The organism is Photorhabdus luminescens subsp. luminescens, assembly GCF_001083805.1.
Lineage (GTDB): Bacteria > Pseudomonadota > Gammaproteobacteria > Enterobacterales > Enterobacteriaceae > Photorhabdus > Photorhabdus luminescens.
This window is the reverse complement of sequence record NZ_JXSK01000007.1, coordinates 152,764-179,651: the sequence shown is the minus strand read 5'-3', so window position 1 is coordinate 179,651 and position 26,888 is coordinate 152,764. Positions and strand designations below refer to the sequence as shown.

The following is a 26,888-nucleotide window of genomic DNA, read 5'->3' as shown; positions in this document are numbered from 1 at the left end:
TTTACTATGAGTAATAAAATCAAAACATCTTCCCAGGCATTACGAAGAGATATGTCCGAATAAAATAAGACCATATTTTCCCTGCTTAGGCATTAACGGGCAGTGTGAAAATTGACTTTAATATTTGTGTTTTCTTATATTATTAATACATAGTAAGTTTACTTATGGTAAGTTATCTTATTGAATGTGAATTTTATTTTTTGTATTAATTAGCTGTATATTAAATAAGGTTTCATAATTCCACTACACATGGTTTTCTTTAACTCATTGTTATACATAGGGTTGTTGGTAGATAAGGTGTAGCGCCATTCTGGAAAGTTATTTAAACTTTTAAATATTTGCTCTATGTTAGATGTTCGACACTGACTTCAACCTTGTTTCGGCGTAATGCATCGAACATTTACTCTTGACAGAGTTTGGTAATTATGTAAGACGGCAATAGTATTTTCGTCAATCCAGACAATTGGGGTCTATATTAAATATAGGATTTCAAATTGATGGTTTTATAGAGAAATCTCGGCATTGTTCCATGATAGATAATTAAGAATAAATAGTTATATTGGGTAACTGGCTAGTAACTCAATATTATTTATTCAGTAAAGCCTTATCCTATTTGATTTTTATTAAAATGAGGAGTACGGAAATGTCAAGAACCGAAAGACTTATAGTATTATTGCAATACTTGAGACAAAGAAGGTATCCTGTCAGTGGTAAATTACTCGCCAGTGATTTAAATGTAAGCTTGCGCACGCTTTATCGAGATATTGCTTTACTAAATAGTCAGGGGGCAAATATAGAAGGCGAGCCAGGTTTAGGTTATATATTACGACCGGGTTTCATGTTGCCGCCTTTAATGTTTACGATGGATGAAATTGATGCTTTAGTTTTGGGCAATAAATGGGTTATTGAACAGAATGATGTTGTTTTGGCTAAGTCTGCCCATAGCTTTATATCTAAGATCGCCGCAGTATTGCCTGAAGAACAACGTGATCAACTATATTATTCACCCATGTTTGTAAAAACAGAAGGTTACAGTAAAGTTACAGATAATAACTTAATGTTATCTGATATCAGAAAAGCGATATACCATAAATCGAAAATAGTGATAACTTTCCTTGATTTAAATAATACACATACTGTGAAGACAATCTGTCCACTGTCGATCTTTTTCAATAATGAATTCTTTTTAGTTTCTTGGTGTGAATTTAGTAATAATTTTCTTAAGTTACAAGTGGGAAAAATAGAGAAACTGGAAGTATTATCTGAAAGATATATACAGGATAGAATATTATTACTAAAGAAATGGAGTGAGAAAGAAGGATTGTCTGATAATAATTTATCTTAAATAAATAATTACGAATGAGTAATTTATATGGGTATTTGTCTTATACATGTTTAATTATTCTTTCTACTAAGTATATAGTTCTAAATATGTAGTAGATTTTGGTGATGATCTAAACTTCCTGTTTTTATTTATACTGAGGGTTTGAAAAGTTTAGTGATTTTATTAGGTTTGCTAAAATTCGGTTTTGTTGCTCAAAATTAGGGATGAGGCTTCTGAAAGGATCAAGTAGACAAGAACGATTATTAGGAAAAAGCCGCCCTAGAGTGCCAATTATGATAAATCACTTAATTTGGTAATCTGGGGCAACGAATAATATAGGGCGGGTTTGAAATTGTGGATAATAAAGTTAAAGAATTCTTTAAAGGTAAGATTTTAAGTCGATTGAACAGAGATCGTGATAAAATCACGATCTCTGTTTTGCCGGCTTGTAGTTTGTTTTATGTAAGAGTGCTATACCCTATGGATTTCAAGATGCGTCGCGACGGCAAGGGAGCGAATCCCCGGGAGCATAGCGAACTATGTGACCGGGGTGAGTGAGCGCAGCCAACAAAGAGGCAACTTGAAAGATAACGGGTATATCGATATTTCCCACATGATGCATGTTACTTACATAAATAATAAAGTGGATAAAAACGCTACCATTTCCATGCATCCGGGCTGGTTCCTGTAGGTAATACGCTCATGCCAAAATCGCTAATGACAACAGCGACATAGATATCGTTGCCATAACAATTTAATTGATATCTCCTTCCTTTTGCCGTCCATTGCCAATAATCATTTTTCCGACTTTCTGGATAGAATTCTTGGATAAGTGAAGCGGTTGCTGGATGTAACCCATCAACATTGAGAGTACTTGTGTTTCCAGAGCTACTCCAAGTCACATCACCGGTTAAGTTTTCATTTGTAAGATTAACAACGAAGAAATAATGATTATTAATTTCAAGCATTTCACCTTTTTCTTTTTCCTCAGTTTCTCTCATATTCTACTCCTGGTCAATGGATTAAATAGGTGATTATTATAGAAATAACAATAGTTTCTCTGATATTTCTATTTTTATTGTGATAAATGCAATAACTAAACTAATAATTACCGTAGAAATATAACCAATTTAAATATGTTTTTATTTGCTATTGTTTTTAATCTGAATAATTTACATTAACTTATTGGGCGCAATATTTAATTTCTGTTTTTGATAATTTATTGTCTATAAATTAGTTGCATTTATGAATAGTGATCATAAATTATATATCGTATATTTTTATAGTAGCGTAAAAGTATAGAATGTAAAGTATATCATCATGAATGTTTTACATGAATATTAAGTGAAATTTAATTATGTATTGGAAAATGGCTTGAATAGCTATTTTATTGGGTTGATATTGCAGGCAAGAAAAATAGGCGATTATGATCCGGTGTTTTTTAATATATTGATTTTAATGATTTAATTAATTTTTTACATTTAGTCGAGTAAAATTTTTTGTGATATTTATCACGATTTTTATGCTAAAAATGCGCGCAAATAACCGTATTGAACTAAAAATAGAACGTAAGGTGATAATATAGTTTTATAATTGTTTACTGTAGAGGGAATATAAATAGAAAACAGTCATGAGGTTATCTGAACGGTTATGATTTTAATTGTGTAGTCTGAATGCAATTCAGAATTATGCTATTCCTGTGTATAAAAATAGCAGATGATTCTATGTAAGAGTGAAGATATTTTTTCTTTTATTTAGTCTAATTCTTTCCGTAGATAGAGTATTTAAAGAGAGATTGATATATAAAAATACCTGTTTCAATAAAGGAGATCGAGCCCTACTTTATACCGGATTAGCCAATTTCGATGCTACGGTTTTTGATCATCCTTATCAGTTTCAGCTTGATCGTGAAAGCTGCCCACTGTCATTTGGCGCAGGCGCGAAAAAGTGTATTGGCATGAACATCGCGATACATTTTACCTGCCAGTTAATAACTAAAATACTTTCTTGTTATCAACTTGATGATGTTGAAATTCATGAAGTCATTGTTGATTCGTCAGCAATAGGTTGTTCAAAGTTTACATTGAGTGTATCGAAGAAATTAAAAGTCTCATTTTGAATGGATATGAAGTTTAATAGCTTTGCATATTCGGATTTATTTGCCCAAATCTTGATGATTTTTGTTCTATCTGATACAGCTTGTTCTGTCACACAATGTGACGTCATTTTGGCAAGTATATTGGCTTTTGTTAAAATTGATGTTAAATTCATCAAATAGTATGTTCTGTGAGCTCTGCATAAATCAATGTAAGTGAATAGTGGATATCTATAGCGAACTAATAACCGTAATATGGTAGGAGTAAGGCTGATGGCCACATTAGCAAATGAAAGAATCATCATAAGGGTGAGTTCAGAGACCAAAGAGTTACTCGAAAAAGCATTATTATTATCAAGGGATGCAAGTTTGAATAACTTTATTGCAAATGCTGCTGTAGCAGAGGCAAAAAAACTTATTGAACAAAATATGCGTATTCGATTGTGCCAAGAAGATGCATTGGCGTTTGTTCATGCATTGGAAAGACCAGTCAAGGTAAATGAACGTTTCCTTCGTGCTGCTCGTAGATATAAGGAAATAATAACAGATGAAGATAAAACGTTTAAATAAAAGTAAACACGATAGGAATAATTTTGACTGTAGTGCGGGCCGAATAATTACTTGAAAGCAGTATCGGGACAGCATGATAAACAGAGTAGATGCGATGTAACATATTTCTGTTTGAGTCGAAACTTGATCTGACATCCATTCTTGATAGATGACAGATCAGGTTTGAGTTCTAGTATAAGTTATTACGCCACAGAATTTCTGCGTGTCATTCTTCGGTAATTTTCTACCCTTCCTGTCATGACATTTTCTATACCGGATAATATCCCAGAACAATTATGACAAGCCGGGAAGTCTTCATTTTTTGCGCCAACGAGTCGTTGCGTGAATATGTAAGTCTGACTCAAACGACTTGATATATTTTCTCCCTTTTTAGCAAGTTCAGTGACCATATAATTTAAAGATTGAACTTCAGCATGCAGGCCCGCAATACCTGCCATTTTCGGTAAGATGTTCTTGTTTTCCTTAATGTGTGCTCTGATCCTCTGTTCAATTAGTGGATGTAGTTCAGTTCCTGATTCTTTATACGCTTTTTGTATACCCGCGATAAATTCTTTTTCATTAGTAACACGATAGCTGCCAAGATCCATATTCGGCCTCCAACGTTTAGATGTTTGCAGTTTATCGGGATGGTACTGTTCGAAACCGGGCTTCGCTTTTTCGCTGATAAGTTGCACTCCAGGGAAGGTGTTTTTTGCACTTAAGCTGCCGCTCAGGTTTAAAAATTTATCTTTATAGGTGTCGTGTTCTGTGCTGATGCCATGACCCATAATACCGGCGTGGGCAGCATATCCTTTTAGTTTTGCATTTGTATACACCATATTTCTGGATGCTTTTTCTTTATCTTTTGGTTTCATCGGTTTGAGTTTTGCTTCGTTTCTCTCTGTTTCTTGTAATATTTCGCCGGTGCTTCTGGTGAAATATTGGTATCTCCGTTCAACTCTTGGATTTTGTTTATACAAAAATGGCGAGATATCAGGTCTGTTTTGCGGAATGGCGAGATCAAGCCAATCTAAACTTGATAGCCCCATATTATCCGCAAGCGTAATTGGGTTATTCATCACCATACAATAGAGATTTAATCCATCGATAGTACCGGCTGGGTCCGCACTTAGCCATCTCCCTACCCACGGCTGATAATACCGATAGCCGTAATAATACAATCCGCTGGCATCCCGTTCTTTACCAGAATACCGGATCGTTTTGTAACTGGCTTCTGTCTGGTTTCTGGCAGCCCATAGCGCTGTACCGCCAAATGGATAGTACTCTTCTTGACTGATGATTTGTCCGTCGCTATCTAGCTCAAGTTGGCTGGAACCAATAAGATTGTCGTAACTGTAACGTACCTGATTATTGTTGATATTTTCTGGTTTGCCGCTTTCCCAGTGCAGAACCCGCACTTGCGCTCGACCGGCTTCACCTACTGTAATGATCTGTAACTCTTCCGTTGTGGTAGCGCCATTTTTTGTTGTACGCAGTTCCAATCCCGATAGGTAAACGACTCGTTGTTGCCGGAAGATATCCTGCGTTTGCTGTTCACTGACTTTTAACAATCGCATCCCGTCGTTGCCATAGCGATACCACTCTATGTCGTTGCCATTGTCGGTGTAGTTATTTCGTTTTACCGGCGTCACCCGTTGTAGTTCACCGCGAGCATTCCAGTTTAGGTTTTGTCCCGGTAGTAATGTCTTCTGATGACCGCCTGCCTGAAACAACGCATCCACTTTGGTTGGATCAGTGGTCAAGGTACTCAGGACCGCATGATTGCTGCGGTTCGAGACGGTTATGTCTGTGGTGTAGTTGTTTTTGCTCGCGGATGAACTGTGCCGAATTTGGGTCAGGTTGCCGCCACGGTCATAGGTATAAGCACGGGTGTAATTGGTGTAAGTGTTGTTATCGGAAGGTAATGCTGGTGAAGGGAGCCGGTGATTCTGCTGGCCTATATTCGCCATTTCGCGCCCTGTTGCGCTGGTAAGCTGATACAGGGAGTCGTAGGTATAGATATTCTCCGGCGCCATTTTCTGATTGCGCCAGAAGCGGGTTGCTTCTGTATCGTTACGGAGACTGATGACGTTGCCAACCGGATCGTATTCATAACGCAGGTCTTGCAGCATTTGAGTTTTAGTATCTGATGGGCGGCGGGTAGTGATGCCTATCAGTCGCTGAGTTTCCGGCTCATAAGTGTATTCGGTGATGATACCGTTACCGTGCTCTTCACGTAGTTTTTGTCCTGCGGCAGAGTAGGTTAGGGATTTGATGATCGCCTGCTCACTTTGATCTTTCACGGTCAGCCAACTACCTTTTAACTGACCGGCTACATCATATGCCAGACGCTGGATGTTGCCTTTGGCATCGGTTTGCGTCAATAGCGAGCCAGTGGCATCCGTTTTGTTTTCGGTGGTGTATACATCGCTACTTAATCTCTTATTCCAAGTCTTTTTATCATTCCCGAACCAGTCCGCTTCTTGAGCATCAGCCAGTAGCTGACGGGATTGTGATAAAGCTGCTCCGGTCAGGGAAAGGCGATTTAGTTGGGTCACGCCTGCTGTATCGTAGTGATGCACACACTGACCAGCAAGATTTTGGTCTTTTTCTGCTAGTGTGTTTCCAGCCCAGATAAGACGTTCGGTGATACGGGATTCTAGATTTGGCTCTTGTTCAGTTATGGATAACAGACGACCGGGCAGGGAGTTGTCTTCATATTGCCGGGTCTGCTTGACGCCTGTTGCAGTCACAGTCAGGACCGGACGGTTTTCAATATCATGAAGAGTGACAGTATTACCCGCATCGACACTCTCTGTACGTAGGACGTTGCCCATTAAATCATACTGCCAGAGAAAATTGGGTTTCACCGTGTTATCTTTCTGCCCGGCGTCATACAGACGCGGATCAATACTTTTATGTAGGTATCCGAGAGCATCATATTGATGACGGGTGATACGGATTTCACTATTTTCTTCTGCGGTAGTACGGCAATAACGGATTTCACGGACAGCCAGCCCACGGTTATCGTGAACAGTGATAGTGGGAGTATGTTGATAAGTTTTGGGGTCAAAGTTGTTCATAATTTACCTCTTTATTTACCTCTTTGTGGTGTTGAATAATTTTTTGTCTGCATAGTAGCGAATGAATGCCAAGTTCAGCTTCTCCACATTAATGATGATAATTTTTCTATTGAGATACCGCGGTATGCGAGATTTCAGGAGATAGGCAAGAATAATCTCATTCAGAAGTATGCTGCTGTAACTAAATAACAGTAGCAAGTATAGGCAGACGAGTACAAGTATCGTAGAAAACAGCGTCAGCAGCTTTTGCTATCGTTTATGGCTGTTTTTTATGTTAATAGGTGAATTTTTCAATAAAGGAGAAGTAGCCTATTCTTATTTAACATACAGTTATGTACTGGTGGAGTGTTAACTGGAAGTACCGTTATCTGTTATAAGCGTGAGTTATTTTATTGGCTAGATAATTTCTGATGTTCGTCCATATATGAAATTCGGATTAGTGAGTCTGATGTCAATTAATGACGCCAGGCTGAGCGGATGTATCAGATTCTCGTATCAGGTAGACATTTCAATGAAGATCATTGAATTAGACTTCATCTTGTGTGTTATGGTGGAGTAAGTCATTGTACTTGTTACGTATTTTTTCAACGGGAAGTTATTTTATTACAATTATTTAATTGTTTTTTTAAATTAATATGCGATTTTAATTTTCAATTAAATTGCACAAATTAAAAATGTAATATCTGGAGTGTGATTTTTATATTATTTTGATGTTTTTTTACAGTGTAATTTTTTATTAATATATTATTGTGTGCAATATGAGTTTTCATGATTATTATCTGGTTGTTTATTGAAATCATTAAATAAAAATCATTTAAAATAAATTAGTCAGATTTTAATTTGTATGGAATTTATATAAAATAATGAATTTGGTAAATAGTGTAATTATTACATGAATTAATATAAAGTAAAGTAATGGAGTGAATTATGAGTCAGATATTAGTTAATTTACCATTGTTATTTTAACAATATAAATAATATTAGATTGTAATTCTTGGTTAAATTGTTAAATAAAATGATAAGGATGGTAATTATAAATATAAATGTTATATTTGCAGCATTATAGATGGGAGAAATAGATAAATTTAAGTTTTATATTTCATATATTTCTTATTTTGTAAAAATAAAAACTTTTGGTTTTTTATTGAAATATCATTATATATAATATTGCTTATTGGCAATTCTTATTTTGGTTGTTATTGAAGTATTTTATTCTTACCGGGAGCTGTAATGGTTGATAAAGGAATATTAACATGAATCATTAGTAAAGTGAGTAAAGTAATTATATAAAAGCAAATTTCTATCGTGTGTATAGAAATATGTTTTTTATTTTAAATTCTTAATGGGTTTTTTATGTTGATAAAAAACTTGATTAGTATTAGCAATATCAGGAATTGCTTATTTTTAGGTATTGTAAATATCGATAATATATACCCTATGGATTTCAAGATGAATTGTGACGGCAAGGGAGATAATCCCCGGGGTGAAAGAGTGCAGCAAACAAAGAGGCAATTTGAAAGATAACGGGTATAAATGTAGATCATTAATCTGTGTCTTTTATTATGTTATGAATAATTTAAAAATTGCTCATCATTGAATAGAAATAGACCATATAATGTTTTACCCGAAATAGTTTTCTTGCTGAAAAGGATAATCTTATTTCCTTGTATCCAATGGTTTTATTTCGGGTTTAGCGATTTTTCCTGCTTAAAGAATTGATGGAAATTAAAAAAGTAACGTTATTGATTATCATGCTAGCTATTAATTACATAAATATCGTAGGTATCTCAGTATCCTATTTGTTTTTAAAATGTTAAATGTTGATTATAAATTCATATCTGGTGAATAATTCCGAATTATTATTTGAATTATTGATGTAGAAATAATGATAACTAAACTCATTGATAAGGTTATTAGATATCAGTTGGTTATTGCATTAGTCTTATTAAATCATAATTGTTATATTTTTATTATCTTATTTACAAGGAATTAACAAAATTAAATGTTAGTTTTCACAAAACCGTGACCTATTTTTATTTGGTTAAAGAGTTGTATTCAACATGTCGTCATTTTTTCTCCGGCGATAATTTATTTGCCGGAGGTTGAAACAACGTACCTATTATTTTAAGGGAGTAAATGCCCTTTTCTTTAATTTCTGGAGATGACTTTTGACCTCTCTTGCTTATGTTGACGCCCTTTGCGCGCTTGATCATCCTTATCGGGTCGATGCTGTTTGCGACCAACTATTTGATGCTGCCATGCGTGAGTTGACGCTGTATCACTGCGAAAATACTCCCGGTTATTCTCTGTGGTTGAAGGCTAACGGTCTGGAAGTGGAAAGACTGGAGAAACTGGACGATTGGTCGCGTTTGCCGCCTATTTTCGCTAATTATTTCAAACGCCAGTTGTTGCTCAGTACTACCGGCAGGAATGCATTGGAATTGACCTCTTCCGGGACAACCGGCCAAAAGAGCCGTATGCGTTACGATGCTCGTAGTATGCGTGCAGCTCAAAATATGGTTGAACGAATTTTCGAGTATTACGGTTGGAATACGCCGCAACAGCCTTGTAATTACTTGCTGTTGAACTATGAGCCTGCCGGCGCGATTACTTTGGGAACCGCGTATACCGATCAGTATCTGTGTAAATATGCGCCGATAAACCAAGCCTATTATGCATTGCGCCACAATGGAAAAAGCAATGAATTTGATCCTTTTGGCGTCATTCGATCCTTGCAGGAATTTGCTGCCCAAGGGCTGCCGGTGCGTATCTTGGGCTTTCCGGCGTTCTTATGGTTCACACTGGAACGGATGCAGGAAATGGGGTTGCCGCCGGTGCAGTTGCATCCTGAGTCACTGGTATTTTTAGGCGGAGGCTGGAAAACCCATGCCGATAAAGCCATTCCAAAATCCTTGCTGTATCAGTGTTTGGGGGAACAACTGGGTATTCCTGACGAGCGGTGCCGGGATGGTTACGGATCGGTTGAACATCCTGTGCCTTATGTTGAGTGCCGAAATCACCATTTTCATGTGCCGGTCTATGCCAGAGCCTATATCCGCGATACGGCCAACATGGCGGTTCAACCCTATGGTAAGTCAGGTTTTCTGCATCTGATATCACCCTATATCACTTCCAGCCCGGCACACAGTATTGTGGTGAGCGATTTGGCGGTGCTGCATCCGGCCGCTGAATGTGGTTGTGAGTTAGCTACCGATTGGTTTGAGTTACTAGGTCGTGCCGGTACCAGTAAAAGCCGCAGTTGTGCGATCGCCGCTTCTGAGTTGATAAAGGAGTCCTGAAATGTATTTAGTGAATGGTAAGGTTATCTCTGACTTGGAGCCTGCTACCGTATTGGCGGAGCTGAAAGGTAATTTGGCTGAGACGCTGGTTTGTCCACCAAGTGTACAACAGATATTGGCGTGTGCTGAGCGCTTTGTTGATGGTCTCGATACGGTTGCTGCTAAGCTTAAGCTGGATACAGCCGCAATTACCGAGTTACGCCGTTTCTGTCATCGCGATTCTTTGGAGGCAAAGTTGCGGCACGAACTGGGAGAACGACCTTTTTCTCTGCGTCGCTTTGACTATACACAGCCCCGTTTTGAAACTTGGCAGCCGTTGGGATTGGTGGTGCATATTACGCCTGCCAACGCGCCTTTGTTGCCATTTATGGCGGTGTTAGAAAGCTTGTTAGTGGGTAATGTCAACTGGTTACGTCCTAGTAGCAGTGATAACGGCCTTAATGCGCAGATATTGGCTGAGTTCCTGCGTCATGACCTGAGCGGCACGTTGGCGCCTTATATATCAGTGTTGCCTTTGCCGTCTGATCAATTATCAGAATTACTGGCGTGTGCTGATGCCGTATCCGCTTGGGGCAGTCATAGCGCTCTGACCGCTATCCGTAGCCAATTACGGCCCGGTTGCCGCTGGATAGATTGGGGACATCGTATCAGTTTTGCTTATTTGGACCCGATGGTTGCCAGTGATGCTGATTACGATGCGCTGGCTGATGATGTTTGCCGTTTTGACCAACAAGCGTGTTCCAGCCCACAGTGTTTATTGGTCGATAGCACTGACGAGAACGTCCTACGGCAGGTAGTTAGTGCTGTGGCCGCCGCACTGGAACGACGTGCGCCGGTATGGCCAGCCTTACAGCCGGACATACAGGAAGCGGCGGAAATCAGCAGTCAGATGGCATTCTTACAGTTGGATCACACTTTTGCTGATCTTCGCGGCTCAGTAGAAAGAGGCAATGGTTGGCGAGTAGCTTGGACGCAGTGTCAAGAGCTTGCTCCATCGCCTCTGTTCCGTACTTTGCAAGTCCGTCCGGCGCCACGTGCGCAATTGGTTGAGATTTTGTTGCCGTGGCGCACCCATTTGCAAAGTTGTGCTTTGATAGCTAAAGAAAAAGAGCTGCCGATGTTGAGTCGTCAGTTGTTGGCCGCTGGTGTTAGCCGGGTATGTCAGGCAGGAGAGATGCATGGTGGCTATGAGGGGGAGCCACACGATGGCGTTTATGCATTGACTCGGCTGGCGCGACGTGTCTCCGTCAGTTTGAAAGCTGAACAACTGCCAGGCCATGTCACGTTGGATAAATTGTCGGCCAATCCGCCAGAGCTGGCAGGGATTCCAGTGATGGATAAAGCAAAGTTTCAAAGCGGCGGTATTACGGCGAAAGCACAGGTATTTTTCCGTAGCGGCGGCAGTAGCGGCGAGCCAAAGCTGGCGGGTTTCAGCCATCGAGATTATCACAGTCAAATGCAGTCTGCGGCGGATGGCTTATTTGCTGCTGGCTTGGACCCATCCCAAGACCGGGTAATGAATTTGTTTTATGGCAGTAACTTATATGGCGGCTTGATGAGTTTCTTCACTGTGCTGGATAAATTATCCGTGCCGCATTATCCGATGGGTGGTCCAATAGATGATGATTTTAGCCAAATCAGGCACTTTATTGTCACTCAGGAAATCAATACGCTGGCGGGAATGCCAAGCACTATACAGCGATTGTTTGAATGTGAAGAGGCTGCGTTGCGCGCCTATGGCGGGGTACGCAAAATTTTTACCGGTGGTGAACATATTAATGAAGAGCGACGTCAGTTTCTGGCTAGTTTTGGCGTACAGATAATTCGCTCAGCGGTTTACGGTTCCGTGGATGCCGGTCCGTTAGGTCATGCTTGTGCCTGTTGCCTTGAGGATGAATTTCATCTGTTATCTGATATTCAATGGTTGGAAATCTTGGCTCTTGATAGTGATCAGCCTGTTCCGACAGGGGAAAGCGGTCGATTGGTGTTTACCCCTCTGGCTCGGGAAGGGCAGGTGGTCCAGCGTTACGATGTAGGTGACTTAGGTTATTGGCTTTCTGGCCCTTGTGCCTGCGGATTACCAGCGCCGCGGTTTAAACTGGGAGGTCGTCATGGTGTGTTATTACGGGTAGGTTCTATTTTTTTGAACCCAACAGAATTATCAGCCGGGCTGCCGTTTCCGGTGCAGTGGCTGGTAGGGAACAACTCTGGTGGTTGTGATTATATCCATATATTAGCCGACGGAGATGTTGATCAGGTACGTGCGCATCTGCTGCAACATAAGATGATGAACCAGGTTGTCAGCGGTGGATTACTGCAATTGGAAGTTATCCCTACACCTGCTGGACAGTTCCATCGTCATCCGCAAAGCGGCAAAACGCCGCTGGTGCTGGATAGCCGATTCTGAGACCGATAATACTACTTTTTGGGTAAATCATGACACTATCATTACGCGATTTGGTTGAGTACGCCCGTAATCATGCTCCTTTTTTTAAAGATCTTTATCGTGATCTGCCTCGATCTGGTTGGACGCTAGCTGATCTGCCATTGATCAATCCTGCCGACTATTGGCAGCAATCGCAGTCGCTGGAAAACTGGCCGGTGTTAACCGGCCCTGTCAACGGTGGCCATGTGTTTAAAACCGGCGGCTCTACCAGTGATGGTCGGATGTCGGTGTTCAGTTGTAGCGAATGGCGTGCTTTTGTACGCGCATTTGGTCAAGGGCTTGCACAGCAATTACAGCCTGGCGACCGTGTTGCTAATCTGTTTGTGGCTGGTGATTTGTATACCAGTTTATTATTTATTCACGGCGCCTTGTCCTATTCGCCGGTGCCGGTGGTGGAATATCCGTTTACCTGGTCAGTTGATGATCGGGCGCTGGCCGATGCGATTGTTAGTTTGGGGATTAATGTTTTGGCCGGGGTGACGGTGCAACTATTACGTTTTGCCAGTACCTTGCAGCAGTGCGGCCAGTCTATGCCCGGCATTGATCGTCTGTTGTACGGCGGTGAAAGCCTGTTTCCAGAGCAATTGACACTGTTGAGTCACGTATTCCCTAATGCGCGTATTGGTTCAGTTGGTTGCGCCAGCGTTGATGCGGGTCTCATTGGGGCGGCGTCTCCTGATTGTTGTTACGGCGAACATCGAGTTTTTGATGCGGATACCATTGTTGAAATTATTGACGAAGCCAGTGGTCAGCCGATTACGGCGCTCGGGCAAAATGGCCTATTGGTTGTGACCAATTTGCAACGGCGTCTGATGCCGGTTATCCGCTATCCTACTGGTGACATGGCCTGTTGGTGTGAAGCGCCAGACCAGCCGCGCCGCAAATTCGCTTTGCAGGGGCGAGCGGGCAGCGCTCACCGAGTTCGGGTGTGCTCACTGTCCATTTTTCCTGACCATATTGCGCGTTTACTGCAACAGCAAGAGGGCATACTGGCTTGGCAGTTATTGCTGAGCCGTCAGGGCGGCATAGATAAGATAGAACTCTTGTTAGCTGGCGATGCATCACTGGCGCCATCTACAACATCAGTACATCAGACATTGTTGGCGGCGCAACCCGCTATGGCAAAGTTATGTGATCAGGGATTACTGCATGTAGAGGTCACTTACTGCGCTTTGGAAAATATGGTCACTCATCCACGCTCCGGTAAATTGATGCGGATAGTTGATCATCGTGGTTATGGTGCTGAAGAGAAGGCCGCATGAGCATGAATCCAGAAATACCATTAATTCGATTATTTCGGGAAGAAGATTCTACTGGAGTAAGTGCGTTATTTCGGGTTGTTTACGGCGAAGATTATGTCTACCCGGAAGTCTATTTACCCACCATGCTTGGCCGCTATAACGCGGCAAAACGGTGGTATTCCGCCGTTGCGGTACAGGATGGACAAGTGTTGGGGCATGCGGCGCTGTGGCGGGATGAACGCTGTCCATTAAGCGCTGAACTGGCATTGATCGCAGTACATCCGCAGGCGCGTGGGCAGGGTATTGCTACCGCGCTGGGGCGATATTTGTGTGATCAGGCCAAGAAAATAGGGTTAAGTATACTCACGATTAAACAGGTGTCGTCGCATAACCACAGTCAGCGTCTGGCCCAAAATCTGGGGTTTCACACGACGGGGTTGCTGCCGGATTATGTAACATCACCGTTTGATCAGGCACGACCGGAAAGCATCGTACTGGGTTGTTTACCTTTACAAAGCTGGCCGTTTCCAGAGTTACATTGGCCTTCCGGTTGGCAAAGATGGTTGACATCGGTGACTCAAGTATTTGGTCAAGAGCCTTTGCAACCGGAGGAGTTGGCTGATACGGATATCCGTATAACCAATCATGGCTGTCGGTTGGAAGTGTGGATAGAAAAGCAGACAACCGAGCGGGTAAAAGAGGTGGCGGAGTTACCGGCACACAAACTGGTCTATGTGAAACTGCCGGTAGGAGAAGGGACTCTTCAGGCAATGGAAATTTTGCAGCAGGCAGGATTTGTCTGTACAGGGTTTGTGCCAGGTCATCATCACCATTGGGAAGCTTTATTGGTTCGGGGACATAGCAGGAAAGAGTTGACCTTAAATTGTCAGTTTGCTCGTCGTTTGCACCAGCAAAGCATGTTTGCTTGTGCGGGCGCATAGCCTTCCTGCAATTATTAGTTTAGTAAAGCCCATCAAAACCTAAAGAGTTTTACAGATGATTGACAAAGTGTTGGTCTTTCGGTCAGCACTTTGAACGGATATTCAATTTATTCGTGATTCTCATGATTGTTAATTAATTGTATAAAAATCGTTATAATTCATGGTGAATTGCGGGCATTAATCCACCACATTTCTCTAAATTTCAGAATATTCCTATATATTTTTAAGTAAAATTCATTGCACCATTGATCGCTTATTAATCCATAAGTGGCAATAACATGATGGTGATTTCAATTAGAGCCACTCTTCATACGGTGAATCAATGGAGAAGTGAATAGATGGCAATAGGATATTTCCTGCTCGTTGGTGATAAAACAACTTGCGGCGGTCAGATTATTACCGGTGACCACACCATGACATTCAATGGGCGAGCAACGGCCCGTGAAGGGGATAAGGTTACCTGTGGCAAACATCCCGGTACTTATATCATTGTCGGAGGTGTATCCGATGTGTTTGATATGGGGCGTAAGCTGGCTGGCACGTTGGATAGTGTCAGTACTTGCCCCTGTCGGGCCCGATTTATTAATTCTGAGATGGACAGCTATGAGAAGCAGGATAAGGCTGCTGACCGGGTTATCGCTCCTGCGAATATAGTGATGCAGAGTTTCTCCTCGCCGACAAAGGAAGCGGGTGGTATTCAGCCAAAGCCGCCTGTAACGCCGACACCTCCGCCGCCGATACCGGTGTTTACGAAATCCTGCCAGCGGGGTAAAGGGTGTACCGATGCTGGAACTGAACCTGAACCGGCAGATAATTTTGGCAGAATGGCGATATATCAGGTGCCGTCATCTCCTGCTCCAGCTTCGGCGCAAAAACCTGAACCACCGCCGCAGGATAAGAAACACCCGCCAGAACCGGATAAACCGCAGGATAAAAAATTGCCGTGGTATAAGCGGTGGTTTCGTAGTGGAAAAGATAATGCTGAAGCGGCTGCTACCGCTGTGGCTGCCACTGCCCGTAGCGCGGTAGCGGAAGGCGAAACACTGGTGATGCGTTACATTGGTGGCGGCGCTATCAGTGCTGGACGCTGGTTGGCAGCACCGAATCCGGTAACGGTTGGATTAATGGGGCTGTTTTATTCACCGTCTTTGAATCAGGGGGAAGAGGATTACTTAGATCCGTATCGCCTGAGACAGATAGCGGAACAGTATGGTAAAGCGTCAACTCGAGTACGTTTTCGCTGGATCAGAGATGAAAAAAGCGGCAGGATGACGGTTCAGGGATATCACGTCAGCCCGGAAGGCGGTCTGGATAAAGTGCCGGTTCGCATGATGACGCTGAATCGGACCACGGGTAATTACGAGTTCTGGGAACCGGGAGAAACCCGGCCGACAATTTTATGGACGCCGAACGAGCAGGAATTTCAGATTCCAGCGCATACCGGGAATGAAGAACAGCCGTTTATTCCGTCGCAAATAACCGTGTTGCCGATCCCGGATAAAGTGGGCAGTGATATTGAATCGTTGCCGATGCCGGAAGAGAAGGATTTCCGCGATTATATTCTGGTATTTCCCATTCCGAATGTGCCGCCGGTGTATGTGTATTTGAGTAAACCGCCGGTGAAGTTGTTTGAAGTGGATTTGTATAGAAATTTTGCAGGCAGGCTAAGAAATGGAACACATGCGGATCATATGCCTTCGGCTGCTGCGGTTCGGGAACATTTAAAGAGAATATATCCAGATGCAAGCAAACGCGAAATAATGGATATGTCTAAAGATGCTGCTGCCATTATTATTCCAGCGGAAGTGCATCAAAAACTCAGTGCTACTTATGGAGGGAGAAATACTCCATCTCAGATAGAGCAAGATTCAAAAGACTTACGCTCAGCGCTTGATCGGGATTTTAATGCAATAAAGCCAGCATTAAAAGGCTATGGTGCAACAGAAGAGCAGTTAGAAAAAGCTAGATTGAAAATGCATAAAATTAATCAGAAACAGAGGTTATACAAATAATGGCGGTTAATATTGAAGCATTAATTAATTGTTTAGGTAAATCTTATCAGGAAATTTTTGATAAAGGGCTAATCCCTTATAAGACAAAACCGACAGGTTTTCCCGGAGATTCTGATATATCTCTTGATATGGTTAAAGAAGGGATTTTCTTATCATTTTTGCGAGAAAATAAAATACTTACTGAGATAACTTTGACTTTAATTGATCACAAACGACCTAATTTTATATTTCCTAATGAATTGCCTTCCCCTTTGATACTGCTGATGTCTAGGCAATGGATTCATGAACATTTTGGTGAGCCAGAAAAATCACTTCCGCCAAGGAAAAGGTTAACTAGAGAAATTGGCTGGACTGAGTTATATACCTTATTGGATTTTCGTATTCCAACTAGCATGCAAGTTGATTACGATTTGCTGGAACGGGTCAGATTGGTAACGTTTTTACCCACATCAGAAGTACGTTGGTAATCAATAATATATGGGTGGTTATTTTTGAAAGCCAATTCATTTGCGAACAGCTTGGAAAGTTAAGTCTCAGATGAATTGGTTTAACTAAGAATAAAGGTCATATAAATAATGACGGATATTATTGCAATTATTAATAGTTTGGGGAAGACCGCAGATATATTAGTTGAAAATAAACTTATTTCAGCGGGAAAGTTTGAGTTTGCTTTCGAAGGCTCTTCCAGATTTAGTGTTGAACCAGAGACGGGTCTTACTTTAGTTTTCGATGCGATATCAAAGGTGTTGATTTCTGTTCAATTCACATTAATCAACACTGTCGATAATACTGGTACATATCGTGGTGGTATGCCTGCTCCATTTCTTCATCAAATGGATAAAGTTACTGTCAGAGCATTTATGGGAGAACCCGATTCCAGTAGTGACCCGGAGCGAATTCCGGTAATTGGCTTAATAGGCGGATTTGATGCCTATACTCGTAAGTTAAATGATCAATACCCAAATATAGAAATTCGCTTCCTTTATCAATCTGATCTTAGTGTAGATGCACTGTTATTTGAACGGCCGGTAAATAATGATTGATATTTTTGTAATCATAAATAGTTTAGGACAGAAAATCGATATGTTGGTGAAAAACAACTTATTCCAGATAATAGATCATGAGTATGAATAATGACAGTCAATATAGATGCACTAATAAATAGTTTAGGAAAGTCTTATCAGGAAATTTTTGATGAAGGACTAATTCCTTATAAAACTAAACCAACAGGATATCTTGGAGATCCTGAAATATCCCTGCATATGATTAAAGAAGGTGTACATCTTGCTTTTAGGAGGGATAACAAAGTTTTATTTGCGATAGGGCTTATCTTGATTGATGAGAAAAAAGATTCATACCAATTTCCAAATGAACTACCATCACCATTAATTTCCATAATGTTCCGTCAATGGATTCATGAACAATTTGGTGAGCCAGAAAAATCACTTCCGCCAAGGGAAAGGTTAACTAGAGAAATTGGCTGGACTGAGTTATATACCTTATTGGATTTTCGTATTCCAACTAGCATGCAGGTTGATTACGATTTGCTGGAGCGGGTCAGATTGGTGACTTTTTTACCTACTTCAGAAGTACGTTGGTAATCAATAAAGAGGCTCTTATTTAGAACCTTAGCTGTTTGGGTATACTGAATTTGACTCATTAACTTCTCATTACCCTTCAATAGAATATTTTGTTTAAAAAATAATGAAAATACACCAAGAATATTCATCACATTGATATAACAGACTATTCTCCTGCCATTATTTCAGTCATGTATTAATATTCCAGCACACTGGTATTACCTTATTAAAAGTAAGTTCTTACAAACTATTATTAATGATTTTGTAAATTAATCATCAATATAAGTAAATATTTACTCTAAATAATTATATAAAGGTAAAGTTATTTTATTGTCTGTATTTTGTTTTTTAAGGTAAGCAAGTTTTGTGATTTATTATATTTTTCCTCACACATCATCACTGTGTGTGGCGTCTTTAGAAGGTTAAGAGACCTGATGTTCTAAAAGTATGTGTTTGTTCTGGTACCTTTCTTACACATAACGATGGTGATCATTTTTTTGCACGAAAAAACCAAACTTACTTCTCATGATAAACCTCAATTCAGGAGTCCGTATGAATCAACTCGCCAGTCCCCTGATTTCCCGCACCGAAGAGATCCATAATCTACCCGGTAAATTGACTAACCTTGGTTATGCCTCAGTGTTTGATGTGGTACGTATGCCGCGTGAGCGTTTTATTCGTGAGCATCGTGCTGATCTAGGGCGCAATGCTGAAAAAATGTATGATCTGGCGGTGGGCTATGCTCATCAGGTGTTACACCATTTTCGCCGTAATTCTCTTAGTGAAGCTGTTCAGTTTAGTTTGAGAAGTCCGTTCTCTGTATCAGGTCCGGATTACGCTAATCAGTTTCTTGATGCAAACACTGGCTGGAAAGATAAAGCACCTAGCGGCTCGCCGGAAGCCAACGATGCGCCGGTAGCCTATTTGACACATATTTATCAACTGGCCCTTGAGCAGGAAAAGAATGGCGCTAGTGCCATGATGAATACGTTGGCGGAACGTCGTCCCGATTTGGGCGCTTTGTTAATTAATGATAAAGCGATCAATGAGGTTATACCGCAATTGCAGTTGGTTAATGAAATTCTATCCAAGGCCATTCAGAAGAAACTAAGTCTGGCTGATCTGGAAGCGGTAAACGCCAAACTTTCCACCACTCGTTATCCGAATAATCTGCCGTATCATTATGGTCACCAGCAGATTCAGACAGCTCAGTCGGTATTGGGTACCACGTTGCAAGATGTCACCTTGCCGCAGACGCTGGATTTGCCGCAAAACTTCTGGGCAACAGCAAAAGGAAAATTGAGCGATACGGCTGCCAGTGCTTTGACCCGACTGCAAATCATGGCGAGTCAGCTTTCGCCAGAGCAGCAGAAAATCATTACGGAGACCGTTGGTCAGGATTTCTATCAACTAAATTATGGTGACGGTTCGCTGACGAAGAACAGTTTCAGCGATATGACCATATTGACTGGCCGAACAAATTTGACTGTACCTCAGGTAGAACTGATGTTGAGTTCAACTGTCGGGGGGGCTACGGTGGTTAAGTCTGATAATGCGAGTACTGGCGACACGGCAGCGACGCCATTTGCTTACGGCGCCCGTTTCATTCATGCCGGCAAACCAGAGGCGATTGCTTTGAGTCGCAGTGGCGCAGAAGCGCATTTTGCTCTGATGGTTAACAATCTGACCGATGACAAGTTGGACCGTATCAACCGCATCGTGCGCCTGCAAAAATGGCTGAATCTGCCCTATGAGGATATTGACCTGTTGGTGACTTCTGCTATGGATGCGGAAGCGGGAAATAGTGCGCTGTTGATGAACGACAGTACGCTGCGTGTGTTGGGAGTGTTCAAACATTATCAAGCGAAATACGGTGTTACCGCCAAACAATTTGCTGGCTGGCTGCGCGTGGTGACCCCGTTTGCCATTACACCGGCAACTCCGTTCTTAGATCAGGTGTTTAACTCCGTCGGCGCCTTTGATACGCCGTTTGTGATAGATAATCAGGATTTTGTCTATACATTGACCACTGGGGGCGATGGGGCGCGTGTCAAACATATCAGCACGGCATTGGGGCTCAATCATCGTCAGTTCCTGTTATTGGCGGATAATATTGCTCGTCGGCAGGGGAATGTCACACAAAGTACGCTCAACTGTAATCTGTTTGTGGTGTCGGCGTTCTACCGTCTGGCTAATCTGGCGCGTACATTAGGGATAGATCCAGAGGCTTTCTGTGCTTTGGTTGACCGATTGGATGCAGGTACAGGCATCGTCTGGCAGCAATTGGCAGGAAAACCGACAATCACCGCACCGCAAAAGGATTCTCCGTTGGCGGCGGATATTCTGAGTTTGCTGCAAGCGCTAAGTGCGATCGCTCAATGGCAACAACAGCATGATTTACCTGTTGAAACCTTACTTTTACTGTTGAGTAGCAATTCTACCTTTACCGGTCAGGGCACTGACGATCAATTGAATTTTATCCGTCAGGTATGGCAGAACCTGGGCAGTACATTTGTGGATGCAACATTGTTATCCCGTAGTGGCGCGCCATTAGTTGATACCAACGGTCACGTCATTGACTGGTTTGCTTTGCTCTCGGCAGGTAATAGCCCGCTTATCGATAAGGTGGGTCTGGTGACCGATGCCGGCATAGAAAGTGTTATAGCAACGGTGGTCAATACACAAAGCTTGTCTGATACAGATAAGAAGCTAGCAATTACTACCCTGACGAATACGCTCAATCAAGCACAGCAAACTCAGCAAGGTGTCGCTGTCAGTTTATTGGCGCAGACCCTGAATGTGAGTCAATCATTGCCCGCATTGTTGCTGCGTTGGAGTGGAAAAACTGTCTATCAGTGGCTCAGCGCGACTTGGGCATTGAAAGACACCGTTAAGACCGCCGCCAATATTCCTGTTGACTATCTGAATCAATTACGTGAAGTGGTACGCCGCTCCTTGTTAACCCAACAATTCACCTTGAGTCCTGCAATGGTGCAAACCTTGCTGGATTATCCAGCCTATTTTGGCGCTTCCGCAGAAACAGTAACCGATATCAGTTTGTGGATGCTGTATACCTTAAGCCGTTACAGCGATTTGCTGTTCCAGGTGGGGAAAGCCGGTAGTGGTACGGAAAATGATCTATTGACCTATCTGCGTTCGGCTAATGCTGCCGCGCCGTTGAGCCAATCTGATGCGGCACAAACGTTGGCAACGCTACTGGGTTGGGAGGCTAACGAGCTGCAAGCCGCTTGGGCGGTATTGGGCGGGATTGCCAAAACTACACAGCAACTAGATACGCTTCTGCGTCTGCAACAGGCACAAAACCAGACTGGCCTTGGCGTTACACAGCAACAGCAAGGTTATGCTTTGAGCCGTGACAGTGATTATGCCCTTTGGCAAAGCGCCGGTCAGGCGCTGGTAGTCGGTGTATCTCATGTTAAGGGTAGCCGCTGAACATGGCAGAAGTTCGCCACCTGAATAGGTGAATCCGATTTTTCCGTATGGCCCCATCGGGCTGATTCTAAACCGCCATTTAAGTAAGGCAGGTGTAATTATGTTATCGATAATGGAAAAGCAACTGAATGAATCTCAGCGTGATGCGCTGGTGACCGGCTATATGAACTTTGTAGCGCCAGCCTTGAAAGGCGTCGATGGTCAGCCAGTAACCGTGGAAGATTTGTACGAGTACTTGTTAATTGACCCAGAAGTAGCCGATGAGGTTGAAACCAGCCGAGTAGCTCAAGCGATCGCCAGCATACAGCAATATATGACTCGTTTGGTCAACGGCTCTGAACCGGGGCGTCAGGCGATGGAACCCTCCACCGCTAACGAATGGCGCGACAATGATAATCAATATGCAGTCTGGGCGGCGGGGGCTGAGGTTAGAAATTACGCTGAAAACTACATTTCTCCTATTACCCGGCAGGAAAAAAGCCATTATTTCTCAGAGCTGGAGACGACTTTAAACCAGAATCGACTCGATCCGGATCGGGTTCAGGACGCAGTTCTGGCGTATCTCAATGAGTTTGAGGCGGTGAGTAATCTGTATGTGCTCAGTGGTTATATTAATCAGGATAAATTTGATCAAGCCATTTACTATTTTATCGGCCGTACCACTACCAAACCGTATCGGTACTACTGGCGCCAGATGGATTTGAGTAAAAATCGTCAAGATCCGGCGGGAAATCCAGTAACGCCAAATTGTTGGAATGATTGGCAGGAAATCACCTTGCCGCTGTCTGGTGATACGGTGCTGGAACATACCGTTCGCCCAGTATTTTATAACGACCGACTGTATGTAGCTTGGGTTGAGCGTGACCCAGCGGTACAGAAAGAGAAAGACGCTAATGGCAAAGATATCAGTAACACCCATGCTTACAGCATAAAGTTTGGCTATAAACGCTATGATGATACTTGGACGGCACCAAATACTACCACGCTGATGACGCAGCAAGCAGGTGAAAGTTCAGAAACACAGCGATCCAGCCTGTTGATTGATGAATCGAATATGGCATTACGACAGGTTAATCTGCTGGCTACTACCGATTTTAGTATTGACCCGACGGAGGAAACTGACAGTAACCCGTATGGCCGCCTGATGTTGGGAGTGTTTGTGCGTAATTTTACGGGGACTCCATATCAAAACCGTCCTGCTGTGTATGGTTATCTCTATTGTGACTCAGCCTTTAATCGCCATAGTCTCAAGCCGTTAAGTAAAAACTTTTTGTTCAGTACTTACCGTGATGAAACAAATGATCAGAATTGCCTGCAATTTGCGGTATACGATAAGAAGTATGTGATTACTAAGGTTATTGCTGGTGCGACAGAAGATCCCGAAAATACGGGTTGGGTAGGTAAAGTTGATGACTTGAAGCAGGGTACTACCGGTGCCTATGTGGATATCGATCAAGATGGTCTGACACTCCATATCCAGACCACTACCAATGGGGATTTTATTAACCGTCATACGTTTGGGAGTGCTGACAGAGAGAACAATTCTACGTCTGGTTATGGCTTTTCATGGACAGGGGATGAGGGTTTTTACCTGGATTACGATGATGAAGACTATTACAGCTTCCATAATGCAGTAATCACCTATTATCCCCAGGGTTATGGTGGAGGGTCTACTCCTAATGGAACATGGGATATAAACCAGCCCGTTAATGATGCATGGAATTCCATATTCCTGCTTTATGGGCACCATTCTGTTACTGTGAAAAATGGCGGTATCGCTTGGGTAGGGGATGATCCTAGCAGTTATAACCTGTATATTCCGGATGGTACTCGTTTGGGGGATTGGGCCGGTGCAATAAATTATGCTATTAGTACTGATACCTTGATTGCCTTTTTCGCAGGTGCTGGTCATCTCACTTATATAAAAAACTTCAAGAAAATCGCCGATAACCGCAAATTTTATCAGGAAATCAATGCTGAGACGGCGGATGGGCGCAATCTATTTAAACGCTACAGTGATCAAACTTTCAAACTTGCCAGCGGTGCGACCTATTCTACAACCTATACCTTGTCCGAAGCGGATTTCTCCACTGATCCAAATAAAAACTACCTACAGGTTTGTTTGAGCGTTGTATGGGATCATTATGACCGCCCATCAGGGAGAAAAGGGGCCTATTCCTGGGCTAGTAAGTGGTTCAATGTCTATGTCGCATTGCAGGATAGCAAAGCGCCGGATGCCATTCCGCGATTGATTTCCCGTTACGATAGCAAACGTGGTTTGGTGCAATATTTGGATTTCTGGACCTCATCATTACCTGCGAAAACCCGTCTTAATACCACCTTTGTGCGCACTTTGATTGAGAAGGCTAATCTGGGGCTGGATAGTTTGCTGGATTACACTTTGCAGGCAGATCCTTCTCTGGAAGCTGATTTAGTTAATGACGGCAAAAGTGAGCCAATGGACTTTAATGGCTCAAACGGTCTCTATTTCTGGGAATTGTTCTTTCACTTGCCGTTTCTGGTTGCTACCCGTTTTGCCAACGAACAGCAATTTTCGCCGGCGCAAAAGAGTTTGCATTACATCTTTGATCCGGCGATGAAAAATAAGCCACACAATGCCCCGGCTTATTGGAATGTACGTCCGTTGGTTGAAGGACACAGCGATCTTTCACGTCATTTGGGTGATCCTATCGATCCCGATACTCAGGCTTATGCTCATCCGGTGATATATCAGAAAGCGGTATTTATCGCCTATGTCAGCAATCTCATTGCTCAGGGAGATATGTGGTATCGCCAATTGACTCGTGATGGTCTGACTCAGGCCCGTGTCTATTACAATCTGGCCGCTGAATTGTTAGGGCCTCGGCCGGATGTGTCGCTGAGTAGCGTCTGGACACCGCAAACCTTGGATACCTTGGCCGCTGGGCAAAAAACGGCTTTACGTGACTTTGAACTCCAGCTAGCTAACAGTAATACTGTTTTACCCGCATTACTGGGCAATAACATTAGCCACTTGAAACTGGCGGATAATGGCTACTTTAATGAACCGCTCAATGTCCTGATGTTGTCCCACTGGGATACGTTGGATGCACGGTTATACAATTTGCGTCATAACTTGACCGTTGATGGCAAGCCGCTTTCACTGCCGCTGTATGCTGCGCCTGCTGATCCGATAGCGCTGTTGGCTCAACGCGCTCAGTCCGGCACTTTGACGAATGGCGTCAGTGGCGCCATGTTGACGGTGCCGCCATACCGTTTCAACGCTATGTTGCCGCGAGCTTACAGCGCCGTGGGTACGCTGACCGGTTTTGGTCAGAACCTGCTTAGTTTGTTGGAACGTAGCGAACGGGCCGGTCAAGAAGAGTTGGCGCAACAGCAACTGTTGGATATGTCCAGCTATGCCATCACGTTGCAACAACAGGCGTTGGATGGATTGGCGGCGGATCGTCTGGCGCTGCAAGCCAGTCAGGCTACGGCGCAACAGCGTCATGACCACTATTACACGCTGTATCAGAACAACATCTCCAGTGCGGAACAACTGGTGATGGATACCCAAACTTCAGCCCAATCCCTGATTTCGTCTTCCACCGGCGTACAAACTGCCAGTGGGGCGCTGAAAGTGATTCCTAATATCTTCGGTCTGGCTGATGGTGGTTCGCGTTATGAAGGGGTAACGGAAGCGATTGCCATCGGGTTGATGGCCGCAGGTCAAGCCACCAGCGTAGTCGCCGAGCGTCTGGCAACCACGGAGAATTACCGCCGTCGTCGTGAAGAGTGGCAAATCCAGTACCAGCAAGCACAGTCTGAGGTCGAAGCATTACAGAAACAGTTGGATGCGTTGGCAGTGCGCGAAAAAGCGGCTCAGACTTCCTTGCAACAGGCGAAGGCGCAGCAGGTACAAATTCGGACCATGTTGACTTACCTGACCACCCGTTTTACCAAGGCAACGTTATACCAGTGGTTAAGTGGTCAATTATCCGCGTTGTACTATCAAGCGTACGACGCTGTGGTCTCTCTGTGTTTGTCCGCCCAAGCTTGCTGGCAGTATGAATTGGGTGATTACGCCACCACGTTTATTCAGACCGGTACTTGGAATGACCATTACCGTGGTTTGCAAGTGGGAGAAACTCTGCAACTCAATTTGCACCAAATGGAAGCGGCATATTTAGTTCGTCATGAGCGCCGTCTTAATGTGATCCGTACTGTGTCGCTCAAAAGCTTATTGGGTAATGATGGCTTTGGTAAGTTAAAAACTGAGGGCAAAGTCGACTTTACATTAAGCGAAAAGCTGTTTGACAACGACTATCCGGGGCACTATTTGCGCCAGATTAAAACCGTGTCAGTGACATTGCCGACGCTGGTTGGGCCGTATCAGAACGTGAAAGCAACGCTTACTCAAACTAGCAGCAGTACACTGCTTGCAGCAGATATCAATGGTGTTAAACGTCTCAATGATCCGACAGGTCAAGAGGGTGATGCGACGCATATTGTCGCCAATCTGCGGGCCAGCCAGCAAGTGGCGCTCTCTTCTGGCATTAATGATGCCGGTAGTTTTGAGCTGCGCTTGGAGGATGAGCGCTATCTATCGTTTGAAGGTACCGGGGCAGTTTCCAAATGGACGCTTACCTTCCCACGTGCTGTAGATGAGCATATTGATGGCAACACATTGAAGGCGGATGACATGCAGGCGTCACTGTTGGCGAATATGGACGATGTACTGGTGCAGGTGCATTACACTGCTTGCGACGGCGGCGCCAGCTTTGCAAATCAAGTCAAGAAAACACTTTTTTAAATCAACTTTTAACTAAATATCTCCCACTTTGTTCGCCAGAGTGGGAGAGAGCCTGTCATACCTGAAATTAATC

15 protein-coding genes are annotated in these 26,888 nt (G+C 43.0%); 13 read left to right on the top strand and 2 right to left on the bottom strand.

Annotation, left to right across the window (positions count from 1 at the left end; genetic code table 11):
* Window positions 1–643 precede the first annotated feature (643 nt).
* The gene (locus tag TI10_RS16530; RefSeq protein WP_049584493.1) at window positions 644–1,345 is read left to right on the top strand and encodes a helix-turn-helix transcriptional regulator; all 702 of its coding nucleotides are present in this window, start codon (window positions 644–646) and stop codon (window positions 1,343–1,345) included.
* Between the two features lie 635 nt (window positions 1,346–1,980).
* Here TI10_RS16530 and TI10_RS16525 read toward each other — a convergent pair.
* The gene (locus TI10_RS16525) at window positions 1,981–2,325 is read right to left on the bottom strand and encodes a hypothetical protein (RefSeq protein ID WP_049584492.1); all 345 of its coding nucleotides are present in this window, start codon (window positions 2,323–2,325) and stop codon (window positions 1,981–1,983) included.
* 731 nt (window positions 2,326–3,056) lie between these two features.
* Between TI10_RS16525 and TI10_RS16520 the strand changes: the two genes are divergently transcribed.
* Together TI10_RS16520 and TI10_RS16515 are read left to right on the top strand one after the other, a co-directional pair.
* Window positions 3,057–3,443, top strand: a complete 387-nt coding sequence (locus tag TI10_RS16520; protein WP_139180530.1) for a cytochrome P450 — start codon at window positions 3,057–3,059, stop codon at window positions 3,441–3,443.
* Window positions 3,444–3,692: 249 nt separating this feature from the next.
* Window positions 3,693–3,989, top strand: coding sequence for a type II toxin-antitoxin system TacA family antitoxin (locus tag TI10_RS16515; protein ID WP_049584490.1), 297 nt, complete (start codon window positions 3,693–3,695; stop codon window positions 3,987–3,989).
* A 182-nt stretch (window positions 3,990–4,171) separates the two neighbouring features.
* On the opposite strand, the gene TI10_RS16510 is transcribed toward TI10_RS16515, so the two are convergent.
* The gene (locus TI10_RS16510; RefSeq protein ID WP_049584489.1) at window positions 4,172–7,051 is read right to left on the bottom strand and encodes an RHS repeat-associated core domain-containing protein; all 2,880 of its coding nucleotides are present in this window, start codon (window positions 7,049–7,051) and stop codon (window positions 4,172–4,174) included.
* Window positions 7,052–9,219: 2,168 nt separating this feature from the next.
* Here TI10_RS16510 and TI10_RS16505 point away from each other — a divergent pair.
* The 10 genes from TI10_RS16505 to tccB all read left to right on the top strand — a co-directional run bounded on the left by TI10_RS16505 (window position 9,220) and on the right by tccB (window position 26,815).
* Window positions 9,220–10,350, top strand: coding sequence for a LuxE/PaaK family acyltransferase (locus TI10_RS16505; RefSeq protein ID WP_049584488.1), 1,131 nt, complete (start codon window positions 9,220–9,222; stop codon window positions 10,348–10,350).
* A 1-nt stretch (window position 10,351) separates the two neighbouring features.
* Window positions 10,352–12,757, top strand: coding sequence for an acyl-CoA reductase (locus TI10_RS16500; RefSeq protein ID WP_049584487.1), 2,406 nt, complete (start codon window positions 10,352–10,354; stop codon window positions 12,755–12,757).
* A 29-nt stretch (window positions 12,758–12,786) separates the two neighbouring features.
* Entirely contained in the window at window positions 12,787–14,058 is a 1,272-nt protein-coding gene (locus TI10_RS16495) for a phenylacetate--CoA ligase family protein (RefSeq protein WP_049584486.1), read from the top strand.
* Window positions 14,055–14,978, top strand: coding sequence for a GNAT family N-acetyltransferase (locus TI10_RS16490; RefSeq protein ID WP_049584485.1), 924 nt, complete (start codon window positions 14,055–14,057; stop codon window positions 14,976–14,978). The genes TI10_RS16495 and TI10_RS16490 overlap by 4 nt, the downstream gene beginning before the upstream one ends.
* Before the next feature lie 338 nt (window positions 14,979–15,316).
* Complete coding sequence (locus tag TI10_RS16485; protein ID WP_049584484.1) at window positions 15,317–16,990, top strand: S-type pyocin domain-containing protein; 1,674 nt, start codon at window positions 15,317–15,319, stop codon at window positions 16,988–16,990.
* Complete coding sequence (locus tag TI10_RS16480) at window positions 16,990–17,457, top strand: DUF6392 family protein (RefSeq protein WP_049584483.1); 468 nt, start codon at window positions 16,990–16,992, stop codon at window positions 17,455–17,457. The genes TI10_RS16485 and TI10_RS16480 overlap by 1 nt, the downstream gene beginning before the upstream one ends.
* A gap of 108 nt (window positions 17,458–17,565) precedes the next feature.
* Window positions 17,566–18,033 carry a DUF6392 family protein gene (locus TI10_RS16475; RefSeq protein ID WP_049584482.1) on the top strand — a complete coding sequence of 156 codons (468 nt, stop codon included), beginning with the start codon at window positions 17,566–17,568 and terminating at the stop codon, window positions 18,031–18,033.
* A 90-nt stretch (window positions 18,034–18,123) separates the two neighbouring features.
* Complete coding sequence (locus tag TI10_RS16470; RefSeq protein WP_049584481.1) at window positions 18,124–18,591, top strand: DUF6392 family protein; 468 nt, start codon at window positions 18,124–18,126, stop codon at window positions 18,589–18,591.
* A 531-nt stretch (window positions 18,592–19,122) separates the two neighbouring features.
* A complete protein-coding gene (tccA, locus tag TI10_RS16465; protein ID WP_049584480.1) occupies window positions 19,123–22,023 on the top strand; it encodes an insecticidal toxin complex protein TccA in 2,901 nt (966 codons plus the stop codon).
* A 100-nt stretch (window positions 22,024–22,123) separates the two neighbouring features.
* Complete coding sequence (gene tccB / locus TI10_RS23205) at window positions 22,124–26,815, top strand: insecticidal toxin complex protein TccB (protein ID WP_053093469.1); 4,692 nt, start codon at window positions 22,124–22,126, stop codon at window positions 26,813–26,815.
* Window positions 26,816–26,888 lie beyond the last annotated feature (73 nt).